This window comes from Massilia sp. 9I, from assembly GCF_902506415.1.
Classification (GTDB): domain Bacteria; phylum Pseudomonadota; class Gammaproteobacteria; order Burkholderiales; family Burkholderiaceae_D; genus Telluria.
Window position 1 is genome coordinate 1,872,117 of the sequence record NZ_LR733275.1, and the last position, 14,874, is coordinate 1,886,990.

General features: G+C 67.0%; 9 protein-coding genes. 4 read left to right on the forward strand and 5 right to left on the reverse strand.

Annotated features, from left to right (window positions below; genetic code table 11):
• Positions 1–35 precede the first annotated feature (35 nt).
• Both mnmH and GV068_RS08480 read right to left on the reverse strand, forming a co-directional pair.
• A complete protein-coding gene (gene mnmH, locus GV068_RS08475) occupies positions 36–1,091 on the reverse strand; it encodes a tRNA 2-selenouridine(34) synthase MnmH (RefSeq protein ID WP_159696906.1) in 1,056 nt (351 codons plus the stop codon).
• Positions 1,091–1,711, reverse strand: coding sequence for an arylesterase (locus GV068_RS08480; protein WP_159696907.1), 621 nt, complete (start codon positions 1,709–1,711; stop codon positions 1,091–1,093). Before GV068_RS08480 ends, mnmH begins: the two co-directional genes overlap by 1 nt.
• Between GV068_RS08480 and GV068_RS08485 the strand changes: the two genes are divergently transcribed.
• A complete protein-coding gene (locus GV068_RS08485) occupies positions 1,710–2,441 on the forward strand; it encodes an ABC transporter ATP-binding protein (RefSeq protein ID WP_229463907.1) in 732 nt (243 codons plus the stop codon). The two genes, GV068_RS08480 and GV068_RS08485, sit on opposite strands and share 2 nt — an antisense overlap.
• Here the strand turns inward: GV068_RS08485 and GV068_RS08490 are convergent.
• The gene (locus GV068_RS08490; protein WP_159696908.1) at positions 2,438–3,937 is read right to left on the reverse strand and encodes an NAD(P)H-hydrate dehydratase; all 1,500 of its coding nucleotides are present in this window, start codon (positions 3,935–3,937) and stop codon (positions 2,438–2,440) included. The two genes, GV068_RS08485 and GV068_RS08490, sit on opposite strands and share 4 nt — an antisense overlap.
• A gap of 84 nt (positions 3,938–4,021) precedes the next feature.
• Here GV068_RS08490 and GV068_RS08495 point away from each other — a divergent pair, with 84 nt between their 5' ends.
• On the forward strand, positions 4,022–7,630 hold the full coding sequence (locus GV068_RS08495; RefSeq protein ID WP_159696909.1) for a hydantoinase B/oxoprolinase family protein: 3,609 nt from the start codon (positions 4,022–4,024) through the stop codon (positions 7,628–7,630).
• A 121-nt stretch (positions 7,631–7,751) separates the two neighbouring features.
• Positions 7,752–8,303 (forward strand): hypothetical protein, encoded by a 552-nt coding sequence (locus GV068_RS08500; protein WP_159696910.1) that lies wholly within the window; start codon positions 7,752–7,754, stop codon positions 8,301–8,303.
• A 16-nt stretch (positions 8,304–8,319) separates the two neighbouring features.
• Here GV068_RS08500 and GV068_RS08505 read toward each other — a convergent pair whose 3' ends face one another.
• Both GV068_RS08505 and GV068_RS08510 read right to left on the reverse strand, forming a co-directional pair.
• Positions 8,320–8,739: a DoxX family protein gene (locus GV068_RS08505; protein ID WP_229464532.1), complete on the reverse strand. Its 420-nt coding sequence runs from the start codon at positions 8,737–8,739 to the stop codon at positions 8,320–8,322.
• 251 nt (positions 8,740–8,990) lie between these two features.
• On the reverse strand, positions 8,991–10,619 hold the full coding sequence (locus tag GV068_RS08510) for a tetratricopeptide repeat protein (RefSeq protein WP_159696912.1): 1,629 nt from the start codon (positions 10,617–10,619) through the stop codon (positions 8,991–8,993).
• Positions 10,620–10,819: 200 nt separating this feature from the next.
• Here GV068_RS08510 and purL point away from each other — a divergent pair, with 200 nt between their 5' ends.
• Positions 10,820–14,845: a phosphoribosylformylglycinamidine synthase gene (gene purL, locus GV068_RS08515; RefSeq protein ID WP_159696913.1), complete on the forward strand. Its 4,026-nt coding sequence runs from the start codon at positions 10,820–10,822 to the stop codon at positions 14,843–14,845.
• Positions 14,846–14,874: the final 29 nt, after the last annotated feature.

The window sequence follows — 14,874 nt, forward strand, 5'->3', positions numbered from 1 at the left end:
TTATGTTGCGGTGGTGAGAACGAGGCGAGCGGCTCTCAAGCGGCGTGCAGACGGCGCGCTGCCGCTTCGAAGTCACCCTCAGCGATGTCCTTCAACTCCAGCACCTCCGCCTTCGGGAACTGCACGAAGTTGCGGTCGATCGAACGCAGGTAAGCCGGGTCGTAATGCTCCACCAGCAGCTGGTCCACCAGCTCCGCCATCGCGCCGCCGTTGGCCATCTCGTGCCAGGACTTGATCTTCTCGTGGCCATGCAGCTGCACCAGGTGCGCCAGCTGGCTGGTGAGGGCGTCCGGGTTCCTGCAGAAGTGATCGTAGTCTTCCATCAGCAGGCGCACGCGGTTCTCGCGCGACAGCGACAGCGAAATGCAGCGCGATGCGCGCATGCGCTCCATCACGGCATCCGGCACCCGGAGGTTGCCGACCTTCTTGCTCTCGGATTCCACGAACACCGGCTTGCTCGTATCGAAGTGACGCAGCTTGTCCCAGATCTGGCTTTCGAACATCTTCTGGCTTGGCTGCGGCTCGTCCGGCAAGTGGCCCAGCACCGAGCCGCGGTGCGCCGCCAGTTTCTCCAGGTCGAGCACCTGCGCGCCCATGCGGTCCAGGGTCTCGAGCAGGCGGCTCTTGCCGCTGCCGGTTGTGCCGCACACCACGCGGAAGTCGAGCTCCGGCGGATTCTCCAGTGCGCTGGCCACGTGGGCGCGGTAGGCCTTGTAGCCGCCGTCGAGCTGCACCACCGGCCAGCCGATCTTGGCCAGGATGTGGGCCATCGAGCCGCTGCGGTTGCCGCCGCGCCAGCAGTAGACCAGCGGCTTCCAATCGCGCGGTTTGTCGGCCCACAGCGCTTCGATATGGCGCGCGATGTTGGCGGCGACCAGCGGCGCGCCGACCTTCTTGGCTTCGAAGGCGCCGACCTGCTTGTACAGGGTGCCTACGCGAATGCGCTGTTCGTCGTCCAGCACCGGCGCATTGATCGCGCCGGGGATGCGGTCGAGCGCGTATTCCGACTCGCTGCGCGCGTCGATGATGGTGTCGAAGGAGTCGAGCTCCGGGAGGATGTCGGCGAAACTCAGGACGGCAGGGTATTTCATTATTTTTTCACGAGCGGCGCGAATTGCGGCCAGATGTTGTTCAGGATGATCGGGTGGGCGGCGGCGAGCGGATGCAGGCGGTCCTGCTGGAACAGGGCCGGCTTGTCGGCCACGCCTTCCAGCATGAAGGGCACCAGCGGCGACTTGGTGTCCAGGGAGACCTTCTTGAACATGTTGAAGAAGCTCTCCGTGTAGGCACGGCCGTAGTTGGGCGGCATGCGCATCCCGACCAGCATCACCTTCGCGTTCTTCTGCTGCGCCATGCTCACCATCGCGCGCAGGTTGCCTTCGGCCGAGGCCACCGGCAGGCCGCGCAGGCCGTCGTTGGCGCCGAGTTCTAGGACCACGATGTCCGGCTTGTGCTGCTCCAGCAGGGCGGGCAGGCGGGTGCGACCGCCGATCGTGGTCTCGCCGCTGACGCTGGCGTTGACGATCCTGGCCGGAATCTTCTCGCGCTTGAGCTTCTGTTCGAGCAGTGCCACCCAGCCGGTGCCGCGCGTGATGCCGTATTCCGCCGACAGGCTGTCTCCCACCACGAGTACGGTTTTTGGTGCAGAATAGGCGCTCGCCGATGCTGCCAGCATCGCAAGGAAGAACAACTTTTTCAGAATAGCTAGCATGCGAGATTATCCCGAGGCGTACAAGAACGGTCTGGCCAATGATGCGGCAGGGACGCCGGATGTCCGTACCCCGGCCATCGCCGTCAGCGGCCTGTCGAAGCGGGTGGCGGACGCCAGCGGCGAACTCACCATCCTGCAAAACATCGATTTTACCGTGCAACCGGCTGAGACGCTCGCGCTCGTCGGGGCTTCGGGCTCGGGCAAGTCGACCCTGCTCGGCCTGCTGGCCGGCCTCGACACGCCTTCCGAAGGCAAGGTGCTGCTCGATGGTACCGACATCTTCGCGCTCGATGAGGACGGCCGCGCCGCCTTCCGCAAGGCCAAGCTGGGCTTCGTGTTCCAGTCCTTCCAGCTGCTGGCCCACCTGAACGCGGTCGAGAACGTGATGCTGCCGCTCGAACTGCGCGGCGACGGCGACGCCCGTGCCAAGGCCGAGGCGATGCTGGGACGGGTCGGCCTGGGCAGCCGCCTGCGCCACTATCCGAAATACCTGTCGGGTGGCGAGCAGCAACGCGTCGCGCTGGCGCGTGCCTTCGTTACCGAGCCGCCGCTGCTGTTCGCGGACGAACCGACCGGCAGCCTCGATGCCGCCACCGGCGAATCGATCATCGGGCTGATGTTCGAACTGAACCGCGAGCGCGGATCGACCCTTGTGCTGGTCACGCACGATCCGGCGATGGCGGCGCGCTGCGGCCGCACCATCACGATCTCCGCGGGCCGCCTGGCCTAAGTCCGCGCCGACTCCAGCACCAGCAGGTTCAGCACCGCCCGCGCCGCCGCGGGTAATTCACCCGCCGTCATGCCGATCGGTCCGACGCCGTGGGCCACCAGCAGGTCCGCCGCGGCGCCATGGATCCAGGCGCTGCCTGCCGCCGCTTCCCATGCCGGCCAGCCTTGCGCGAGCAGTGCGCCGCAGATCCCCGCCAAAACATCCCCGCTGCCCGCCGTCGCCAGGCCGGCGTTCCCGGTCGGGTTGATCAGGAGCGCGCCGTCGGGGTGCGCAATGACCGAGCCGGAGCCCTTCAGGATCACCGTCGCATTGCTGCGCAGGGCCATCTCGCGCGCCGACGCCAGGCGGTCGGCCTGGATCACGGCCGCCGTCGTGCCGAGCAGGCGCGCGGCTTCCAGCGGGTGCGGGGTCAGGATGGCGGGGGCGCTGCGCCCGGCAAGTCGGCCCAGAAGATCCGGACTGGCGCCGATCAGGTTGATGGCGTCGGCGTCGATCACGAGGGGGCTGTCGCTGCCGAGCGCCTTGGCCAGCGGGCGCATCGCGTTGGCGGAGCCGCCCATGCCGGGCCCGATCACCAGTGTGCGGCCCGCGTGATCGAAGTCGTCCGCGAGCCGGAACATGATCTCGGGCTGGACACTGTCGTAGCCAGGGCCGGGATCGAGCATGGCGACGAAGGTCCTGCCGGCGCCCGCATACATGGCGCCGCGCGCGGCCAGCACCGCCGCCCCGGCCATGCCATGGGCGCCGCCGACGATGGCCACGTCGCCGAAGCTGCCCTTGTGGGTGTTGTGGCGGCGTGCCGAAAGGCGCCCGGCGAATACGTCGGCCGACGCGAGGCGCGCCGCCGGCGCCGGCAGCAGTTCGGGTGAGACGCCGAGCGCTTCCACCTGCACCTGGCCTGCGTGGTCGCGGCCATCAGCCGTATGCAGCCCAGGTTTGTCGGCGAGGAAGGTAATTGTGTGGGTGGCGCGCACTGCGATGCCGTCCGGGCCGATCACGGCGCCGGTATCGGCATCCAGCCCGCTCGGTACGTCAAGCGCCAGGATCGGGCAGCGCAGGCTGTCGAGCGAGGCCACCAGCTCGCGGTATTCACCGTCGAGAGGGCGCGTGAGGCCGATGCCGAACAGGCCGTCGACCACCAGGGCCCAGTCGGCGTCCGGCGGCAGCATGTCGATGAAGCCGACGGTGCCCGCGCGGGCGCGCTCGTGGGCGCTGGCCGCTTCGTCCGTAGTCTCGCGCTGGCCCGGCAGATGCAGCACGGTGGCATCGACGCCGGCATCGGCCAGGATGGCCGCCATCTCGAGCGCGTCGCCGCCATTGTTGCCGGGGCCGGCCAAGAGCAGCACCGGGCGGTCGCGCCGCTCGCCCAGCAGTTCGAGGGCGAAGCGGGCGGCGGCTTCGCCGGCGCGGCGCATGAGCGTGCCGGGCTCCACTCCAGCATAGGCAGCCCGCTCGATCTCGCGCAGCTGCGCGACGGAGTAGAGGTCGGTATTCATGAAGGTATTGTCATGCATTTTCGCCAAAACGGTCGCGCGGCCGGACTACAATAGTCGTTTCAGAAGCAGCGCAGGGGTATTTACATGGATTGGCAGTTCTGGATCGACCGCGGCGGCACCTTCACCGATATCGTGGCGCGCAAGCCGGACGGGCAGCTGGTGACGCACAAGCTGCTGTCGGAGAACCCCGAGCAGTACCGCGACGCGGCGGTGGCCGGCATCCGCTACCTGCTGGGTCTTGCGGACGGCGAGCCGGTCCCGGTGGCGCAGGTGGAAGCCGTCAAGATGGGCACCACGGTCGCCACCAACGCGCTGCTGGAGCGCAAGGGCGAGCCGACCGTGCTGGCGATCACGCGGGGCTTTCGCGATGCCCTGCGTATCGCCTACCAGAACCGTCCGCGCCTGTTCGACCGCCACATCGTGCTGCCCGAGCTGCTGTATGCGGACGTCGTCGAGATCGACGAGCGCATGGGCGCTCACGGCGACGTGGTGCAGCCGCTGGACGAAGCCGCCACCCGCGCCGCGCTGCAGCAGGCTTTCGCGCGCGGTGTGCGCTCGATCGCCATCGTCTTCATGCATGGCTACCGCTACAGCTCCCACGAAGCGGCCACGGCCCGCATCGCGCGCGAGATCGGCTATTCACAGGTCTCGGTGTCGCACGAAGTCAGCCCCCTGATGAAGCTGGTGGCGCGCGGCGACACCACGGTGGTCGACGCCTACCTGTCGCCCATCCTGCGCCGCTACGTCGACCAGGTCGCCGGCGAACTGCCGGGCGTGAACCTGCAGTTCATGCAGTCGAGCGGCGGCCTGACCGATGCACGCGCCTTCCAGGGCAAGGACAGCATCCTGTCCGGCCCGGCGGGCGGCATCGTCGGCATGGTGCGCGCCAGCCGGCTGGCCGGGTTCGAGCGCGTGATCGGCTTCGACATGGGCGGCACCTCGACCGACGTCTCGCATTTCTCGGGAGAGTTCGAGCGGGTGTTCGAGACCCAGGTGGCCGGTGTGCGGATGCGCGCGCCGATGATGAGCATCCACACCGTGGCCGCCGGCGGCGGCTCGGTCCTGCATTTCGACGGCACCCGCTACCGCGTGGGACCCGACAGCGCCGGCGCCAATCCCGGCCCGGCCAGCTACCGTCGCGGCGGCCCGCTCGCGGTCACCGACTGCAACGTCATGCTCGGCAAGATCCAGCCGCAGCACTTCCCGCGCCTGTTCGGCAAAGGCGGCGACGAGCCGCTGGACCTGGACGCGGTGCGCGCCGGCTTCGCCGCGATGGCGCAGCAAATCGGCGAGGCCACTGGCAGCGTTCCGACGCCGGAAGCGGTGGCCGAAGGCTTCATCCAGATCGCAGTTGGCAACATGGCCAACGCGATCAAGCAGATCTCGGTGCAGCGCGGCCACGACGTCACCGAGTACGCGCTGACCAGCTTCGGCGGCGCCGGCGGCCAGCACGCCTGCCTGGTTGCCGATGCGCTGGGCATGAAGACGGTGTTCATCCACTCGCTTGCGGGTGTGCTCTCGGCTTACGGCATGGGCCTGGCCGACCAGACCGCGATGCGCGAGCAGGCAGTCGAACAGCGCCTGAAAGACGCCGGCAGCAAGGCGCTCGCCACACGGCTGGCGGCGCTGGGGACCAAGGCGCGCGACCAGCTGCTGGGGCAGGGCGTGGATGCGGCAAGGATCGAACTGGTGCAGCGCGTGCACCTGCGCTACGAAGGGACCGATTCGGCCATCGTCGTGCCTTTCGCTGACGTGGATGCCATGCAGGCTGCCTTCGAGCAGGCCTACAAGCGCCGTTACTCCTTCCTGATGCCCTCGCGTGGGCTGGTGGTCGAGGCGGTGTCGGTGGAAGCCATCGGGCACTCCGACGCGCCAGCCGAAGCACAGGCGCAGGCCACCTCTGGCGGCGCCCAGCCAATGGCGGGCGAGCAGGTGCGCATGTTCAGTGGCGGCGCCTGGGTCGATACCGGTGTGTTCCTGCGCGACGCCATTCGACCAGGCGACATCGTGCGCGGTCCGGCCATCATCGCTGAAGCGAATGCGACCACGGTCGTGGAGCAGGGCTGGCAGGCGCAGGTGACGCCATACAATCACCTAATGCTGCGCCGCGTGGAGGCGCTGCCCGAGCGGCGCGCCATCGGCACCACGGCCGACCCGGTGATGCTGGAAATCTTCAACAACCTGTTCATGTCGATCGCCGAGCAGATGGGCCTGCGCCTGCAGAACACGGCCTACTCGGTGAACATCAAGGAGCGCCTCGACTTCAGCTGCGCGATCTTCGACGCCGACGGCAACCTGGTCGCCAATGCACCGCACATGCCGGTGCACCTGGGCTCGATGGGCGAGAGCATCAAGACCGTGATGCGCAAGAACGCGGGCCAAATGAAAGCGGGCGACGTCTACGTGCTGAACGACCCGTATAACGGCGGTACCCACCTGCCGGACGTGACCGTGATCTCGCCCGTGTTCGACGAAGCCGGTCGCGAGATCCTCTTTTACGTCGGCTCGCGCGGCCACCATGCGGACATCGGCGGCACCACGCCTGGATCGATGCCGCCGGACTCGGACCACATCGAGCAGGAGGGCGTCCTGATCGACAATTTCAAGCTGGTCGACGGCATTGACGGCGTGCTGCGCGAGCAGGAAACGCGGGCCTTGCTGACGGGCGCGCGCTACCCGGCGCGCAACCCGGACCAGAACATGGCCGACCTGCGCGCCCAGGTGGCGGCGAACCAGAAGGGTGTCGAAGAGCTGCACAAGATGGTGGCCCATTTCGGTCTGGACGTCGTGCGCGCCTATATGGGGCACGTGCAGGACAACGCCGAGGAAGCGGTGCGGCGCGTGATCTCGGCGCTGAGGGACGGCCACTACAGCTACGATCTGGACAACGGCGCGCGCATCGAGGTGGCGATCCGCGTCGACCGCCTAAGGCGCAGCGCGGAGGTCGATTTCACCGGCACCTCCGGCCAGCTGCCGAACAACTTCAACGCGCCCTCGAGCGTGTGCATGGCGGCGGTGCTGTACGTGTTCCGCACGCTGGTCGACGATGAGATTCCGCTGAACGGCGGCTGCCTCAAGCCGCTCAAGGTGATCATCCCGCCGGGCTCGATGCTGAACCCGCACTATCCGGCCTCGGTCGTATCGGGCAACGTCGAGACCTCGACCTGCATCACCAATGCGCTGTATGGCGCACTGGGCGTGATGGCGGCCAGCCAGGGAACGATGAACAACTTCACTTTCGGGAATGCACGCTACCAGTACTACGAAACCATCTCGGGCGGCTCGGGAGCGGGCGAGGGCTTCGACGGCACCGACGTGGTCCAGACCAACATGACCAATTCGCGCCTGACCGATCCGGAGATCCTCGAGTTCCGCTTCCCTGTGCGCCTGGAGAGCTACGAGATTCGCCAGGGCTCGGGCGGCGCCGGGCGCTGGCACGGCGGCAACGGCGGTGTGCGCAAGGTCCGCTTCCTGGAGCCGATGACGGCGGCGATCCTGTCGAACAACCGCATCCATGCGCCCTTCGGCATGGCGGGCGGCGAACCGGCCGCGCGCGGACGCAACACGGTCGTGCGTGCGGACGGTAGCGTGGAAGCGCTGGGCCACATCGGCAAGGTCGGTATGGCGGCGGGCGATGTGTTCGTGATCGAGACGCCGGGCGGCGGCGGATTCGGACACCCGAAGGACGCCTGAGCGTCGTTCTCTGAGGCTTGATTGGGCCGCCGCTGTTTTGCGCCGGCCGTGAGAATTGACGTCTTTTGACAGGGCATTCGCTTGCTAGACTTGCGCTCCGTTCGTTCGACCCGGGCTTTCCATGCGAGTGATTTGCCCGAAGTGCAGCCATGTGCGTCCGCTCGATGCCTCCAACCCGGACTGGCAATGCCCCAGCTGCCTGGTGTGCTATGCCAAGGTCAACGGCCGGGAACCGGTGCCTGCGCGCCCCGCGCACAAGGCGCAGATCGCCTTGCGGCCAGGCAGGCAGCTGGGTTGGCTCATTCTCGCGATCCCGCTGCTGGCCTTCGGCTGGGGCGCGAACTCGTATCTCGAGCGCCGCGGAACCGCGGAGGAAGTCAGCGCTGCGACCGAACACGAAGACATGGTACCGGGCGTGGCGGCGCTCGACGCGGCGCTACATGCATCCGGCGTCGACGCCACGCTGCTGGAGGAACTCGCCGGGCGTCTGGAGAAAAGCTGCGCGCGCAACAAGTTCGGATTGAGCGAAAGCGCCTGCATCGAACGCCTGCGCGAACGCGAGGACGTTTGCGCAACGGCGACCGCGCAGCGCTTTCCCGGCGAGATCGGCCAGACCAGCCGCCTGCAGAAGATCACAGTCGCCTACGTCGGCTGCATCTTCGAGCAAGGCTGAGGTAACGCGCCCCGCTTCAGGCGCCCGGCACGAAACGCCCGCTGCGGCGCAGGGTCCAGGCGCCGTCGCCGCCCAGCCACAGCGCGAGCGAGGCCACGACGAGAAAGACCGGATACTCCCAGCCGCCGCCGGCGCTGGTGTGGACCCAGCCATTCGGCAGGTGCACCCAGGCGGCGGCGACCATTACCGGGACCAGCAGCAGCGCCGCCTGGCGCGCATAGATCCCGAGCAGCAGGGCAATGCCGCCGGCCAGTTCCAGCACGAAGACCGGGTAGGCCATCCAGCCCGGGAAGCCGACGCTGGCGAAAAACTGGGCCGTGCCGGGCAGCGTGAAGACCAGGAGTTTGAGCAGCGCGTGGGCGATCCACATGAGCCCGAGCGCGCCGCGCAGCAGGGTAAGACCAAGTTCGGATGCGGCAGGCGTGGCCGAGGGCATGGAAGCGTAGACAGCGGTAGTGTTCATTGCGGATCTCCTTGTATGTGGAGCCCGCAGTCTACGTTTGCGCGAATGCAATGGGAATGCGCGCAGGCGCAAGTCCTGGTTGCAGCGCTGCAATCAGCTTCAGGTCGAGATACCGTACTTGCGTTTGGCCTGCTGGAATTCTTCGTTCAGTGCAGCCAGGGTTTGCGCGAATGCAATGGGAATGCGCGCAGGCGCAAGTCCTGGTTGCAGCGCTGCAATCAGCTTCAGGTCGAGATACCGTACTTGCGTTTGGCCTGCTGGAATTCTTCGTTCAGTGCAGCCAGGCGTGGATGCGCCGGGTCGATTGCACGCAGCCGCTCGATCTGTTCGGCGGCCACTTCGCTGAGCGTGTGATCCCAGCCCAGTTCGTTCACCTGGCGCAGGATGCCGCCCGCCACCGCCACCATCACCTGCAGATTTCCCGGCGCCATATGCAGCGCCTCGAGCAAGGTCTGGACGGCGCCGCGTACGTCGCCCATATTGCGCTTCTCATCCGCCACCCCGAGCAGGATCTGGGCCTGGGCGCGCAGCTGCTGGCCCATGCCGTCGGCCAGGTCGGGACGGCCGGCGCGCACGAACACGCCCATCGCCTGGTCCACCGACACCTGGCTGGCGGTGTCGTGCATGACGGTCATCATGACGCTGGAAGCCTGCTCGTCGAGCTGATGCTCCAGGCAGGCCTGGGCCAGTCCGATCTTCAGGTTCGAGGACAGCCCGCTGCTGGTGCGCGCCGCGCTGACCGCGTTCGAGAGTTCCGCCACGGCGGCGCTGACATTGCCCATTTTTTCCTGCAGCAGGGCGTTCGAATAGGCCTTGCAGGCGTCGACGTTGGCGTTGCCGCGCATCGAGCGTTCCAGGTCGCGGATCACGCCGCCGGCGCCGGTGACGTCGCCGCGGGTGACCAGGGCCTTGACCAGGTTGACGTGGTCTTCGGGATTGCGAAATTCCGAGTAGCGCGCCTTGGTGACCACCTGCTTGAAGGATTTCTCGGCCGCTTCCGCGTCGCCGTTTTCCATGGCGACTTCGCCGAGCTTGCGCAGGCGGCGCACCATGTGCGGCGAGATCGAGACCGCTTCTTCCAGCACTTTCTGCGCATCGTTCGAAGCGCCCAGCTGCTCGTGGCAGCGCGCCAGCAGGTCGTAGGCCGCCATCAGGCGCGGATTGGCCTGCACCAGCTGCTCCAGCGTGTCGCGCGCGTCCTCGAACTGGCCCTGCGCGACCATGGTGCGCGCCAACCCGAGGCCTGCCCAGCCCAGCGGGCGCTCCGCCAGCACGTCGCGGTAGATCGACCCGGCCTGGGCATGCTCGCCGACCGACACGTGCAGCTCGGCCTTCAGGCGCAGGAAATCGAGCGCGTAGCGCGGGCTGGCAATCGCCGCGGTGGCGCAGGCGCGGATGGCGTCGACCGGCTTGCCTTGCGCCGCCAGCTGCCAGACCGGGAGCAGGGCGGTGCGGCGTTCCAGCGCGCGCTTGATGCGGGTGCTGAGCATCTCGACGGTGAAAGGCTTGAGCACGTAGTCGGTCGGGGTCAGCTCGGCCGCGCTGACCACCTTGTCGTACACGCCCTCGGAGGTAAGCATGATGAAGATGGTCGAGGCCGTGATCAATCGGTGGTGGCGCAGGTCTTCCAGGAGCTGCTGGCCGTCCTGGCCGTCGCCGGACGGGCCGCCCAGGTCGTACTCGCAGAGGATGATGTCGTAGCTGCGCTTGGCCAGCTGCTTGATCGCGGTGCTGGCATTGATCGCCGACTCGACTTTCGTAATGCCGGTCTGGTTCAGCATGTTTTGCAGGCTGCCGCGCATCCCCTGGTTGGGATCGACGATCAGGACCGACAGGTTGGCGTTCTCTTGCATGTGCTCCGTTCCTCGTGAAGTGCGTACGCACCGAGTGTCATTATGTAGCCCTTACAATACCGATAAGTTCCTGCAGGATCAAGAAATGTCCGTTCTACAAGGTGAACCCTGACGGGAATGCAACGCTGCACTGCAACACTGTATAATGGCGGGCTATCTTCCACCCTAGCAGCTACGCTGCATCAACCAACTTCTCAGCCATGTTGATTCTGCCGGGTTCCAACGCCCTTTCCGCCTTTCGTAGCCAACGCCTCCTGTCGCAGCTCCAAGCCGTCGCCCCGTCGATCGCCGCAGTCCAGGCACGCTTCTACCACTTCATCGACGCCAGTGCGCCGCTGAGCACTGAGGATACCGAGCGCCTCGCCGCCATGCTGACCTATGGTGAGCCGGCCGCCGAGACGCTGTACGAAGGTGTGAGCGAGGAGTTCTTCGTGATCCCGCGCCTGGGCACGATCTCGCCGTGGGCCTCGAAGGCCACCGACATCGCCCACAACTGCGGCATGGCGCACGTGCACCGCATCGAGCGTGGCGTCGGCTACACCGTCGTGCTCAAGGGCGGCATCCTCGGCACCGGCATCGGCGCCCCGAAGAAGCTGGCGGACGACGAGATCGCGGCCGTGGCAAGCCTGCTGCACGACCGCATGACCGAAACCGTGCTGCGCAGCGCCGACCAGGCGCAGCGCCTGTTCGACGAACTCGAAGGCCGTCCGCTCGAGACCGTGGACGTGCTTGGCCAGGGCCGCGAAGCGCTGGTGCGTGCGAATACGGAGCTGGGCCTGGCGATGTCGACCGACGAGATCGACTACCTGCACGAGGCTTTCACCCGCGCCCAGCGTAATCCGACCGACGTCGAGCTGATGATGTTCGCCCAGGCGAACTCGGAACACTGCCGCCACAAGATCTTCAACGCGGACTGGATCATCGATGGCGTGAAGCAGGACAAGTCGCTGTTCGGTATGATCAAGAACACGCACCAGCTTCAACCCCGCGGCACCGTGGTCGCCTACAGCGACAACTCCTCGATCATCGAGGGCGCTACCGTGACCCGCTTCTTCCCGCGCCTGGGGCAGGAATACGGCCCGTCGACGGAACTGGTGCACATCCTGATGAAGGTCGAGACCCACAACCACCCGACTGCGATTTCCCCGTTCCCGGGCGCCTCGACCGGCGCCGGCGGCGAGATCCGCGACGAAGGCGCGACCGGCCGCGGCGCCAAGCCGAAGGCCGGCCTGACCGGCTTTACCGTGTCGAACCTGCTGATCCCCGGCGCCCGGCGTCCGTGGGAGAACGCGAGCGACGTGACCAAGGGCGAAGCCGGCCTGGTGGATGCGGTGTACGGCAAGCCGGAACGCATCGCCTCGCCGCTGCAGATCATGATCGACGGCCCGATCGGCGGCGCCGCCTTCAGCAACGAATTCGGCCGTCCGGTGTTGGGCGGTTACTTCCGTACCTATGAACAGAACGTCGGCGCCGCCGGCAACGTGTACGGCTACCACAAGCCGATCATGATCGCGGGCGGCATCGGCAACATTTCAAGCGAGCACACCCACAAAGACGAAATCCCGGTCGGCAGCCTGCTGATCCAGCTAGGCGGCCCGGGCATGCGCATCGGTATGGGCGGCTCGGCCGCGTCCTCGATGGCGACCGGTACCAACACCGCCGACCTGGACTTCGACTCGGTCCAGCGCGGCAACCCGGAAATGGAACGCCGCGCCCAGGAAGTCATCAACGGCTGCTGGCAGATGGGCGCGGACAATCCGATCATCTCGATCCACGACGTGGGCGCGGGCGGCCTGTCGAACGCCTTCCCGGAAATCGTCAACGACGCCAAGCGCGGTGCAATTTTCGACCTGCGCAAGGTCCCGCTCGAAGAGTCGGGCATGGCGCCGAAGGAGATCTGGTCCAACGAATCGCAGGAGCGCTACGTGCTGGCGATCGCGCCGATGGACCTCGACAAGTTCGCCGCGATCTGCGAGCGCGAGCGCTGCCCGTACGCGGTGGTTGGCACCGCGACCGAGGAACGCCAGCTGAAGGTGATTGACCCGCTGGCGGGCAACAATCCCGTCGACATGCCGATGGACGTCCTGCTCGGCAAGCCGCCGAAGATGCTGCGCGACGTCGAGCACGTGACTTACCAGTTCCCGGCCATCGACCTGACCGGCATCGAACTGGTGGAAGCCGCGCGCCGCGTACTGCTGCTGCCAACCGTCGCCGACAAATCCTTCCTGATCACCATTGGCGACCGCACCGTGGGCGCCATGACCGTGCGCGACCAGATGGTCGGCCCATGGCAGGTGCCGGTCGCCGACTGCGCCGTCACCGCGATGTCCTACGACGGCTTCGTGGGCGAAGCGATGGCGATGGGCGAGCGCACCCCGCTGGCCGTGATCAACGCCGCCGCATCGGGCCGCATGGCCGTGGGCGAGGCGATCACCAACATCGCCGCCGCGGCGATCGACGACATCTCCGACATCAAGCTGTCGGCCAACTGGATGGCGGCCTGCGGCCAGCCGGGCCAGGACGCCGCCCTGTTCGATACGGTGAAGGCGGTGGGCATGGAGCTGTGCCCAGCGCTGGGCGTGTCGATCCCGGTCGGCAAGGATTCGCTGTCGATGCGCACCACCTGGAACGACGACGGTAGCAACAAGTCCGTTATCTCGCCGGTGTCGCTGATCGTCTCGGCCTTTGCGCCAGTGCCGGACGTGCGTCGTTCGCTGACGCCGCAGCTGCGCACCGATCTGGGCGACACCGCACTGGTGCTGGTCGACCTTGGCCGCGGCAAGAACCGTCTCGGTGCCTCCGCCCTGGCCCAGGTGACCCAGCAGATCGGCGACAGCGTGCCCGACGTCGATGCACCGGAAGACCTGAAGGCCTTCTTCAACGCCATCCAGCGCTTGAACCGCGAAGGCAAGCTGCTGGCCTACCACGACCGTTCGGACGGCGGCCTGTATGCCACCCTGGCCGAGATGGCCTTCGCCGGCCGCGCCGGCGTGTCCGTCAACCTCGACATCCTGACCATGGAGGGCGAGCACGCTTCCGACTGGGGCGACGCCAAGAACTGGACCTCCCAGGTGGGCGAGCGCCGCAACGAGATGACCCTGCGCGCGCTGTTCAGCGAGGAGCTGGGCGCCGTGCTGCAGGTGAAGGCAGACGACAAGCAGGCCGTGATGGCGGTCCTGCGCGAGCTGGGCCTGGGCGCCTGCAGCCACATCATCGGCAAGCTGAACGACCGTGGCGTGATCGAATTCACCCGCGACGCCAAGGTGATCTATAGCGAGAAGCGCAGCGAGCTGCACCGCCTGTGGAGCGAGACCAGCTGGCGCATCGCGCGCCTGCGCGACAATCCGGATTGCGTCGACCAGGAATACGACCGCCTGCTGGACGAAAGCGATCCGGGCATGACCCCGGTCGTGACGTTCGACCTGCGCGACAACGTGGCGGCGCCATTCATCGCGACTGGCGTGCGTCCGCGCGTGGCGATCCTGCGCGAGCAGGGCGTCAACTCGCACATCGAGACGGCCTGGGCCATGCACGAAGCGGGCTTCGCGGCCATCGACGTGCACATGAGCGACCTGATCGCGGGCCGCGCCAAGCTGGATGACTTCAAGGGCATCATCGCGGTGGGCGGCTTCTCCTACGGCGACGTGCTGGGCGCGGGCGAAGGCTGGGCCAAGACCATCCTGTTCAATCCGCAGCTGGCGGACCAGTTCGCGAAGTTCTTTGCGCGCCAGGATACCTTCGGCATGGGCGTCTGCAACGGCTGCCAGATGCTGAGCAACCTGAAGTCGATCATCCCGGGCGCGCACGCCTGGCCGAAGTTCACCCGCAACAAGTCGGAACAGTTCGAAGCGCGCTTCGGCATGGTCGAGGTGCTGGATTCGCCGTCGATCTTCTTTGCCGGCATGGCGGGCACCCAGGCCCCGATCGCCATCGCCCACGGCGAAGGCTTCGCCGACTTCTCGCTGACCGGCGATTTGAATGGCGTGGTGAAGGCGATGCGCTACATCGACAACCGCGGCCAGGCCACCGAGACCTATCCGTTCAACCCGAACGGCTCGCCGGGCGGCCTGACCGCCGTGACGACCGAGGACGGCCGCTTCACCGCCATGATGCCGCACGGCGAGCGCGTGTTCCGCACCGTCGTGCACTCGTGGGCGCCGGAGACCTGGCCGGACGAGTCGCCATGGATGCGCATGTTCCGCAATGCGCGCAAGTGGGTCGGCTAAGCGTTTGAGTCCACAACGAAAAGCGCCTC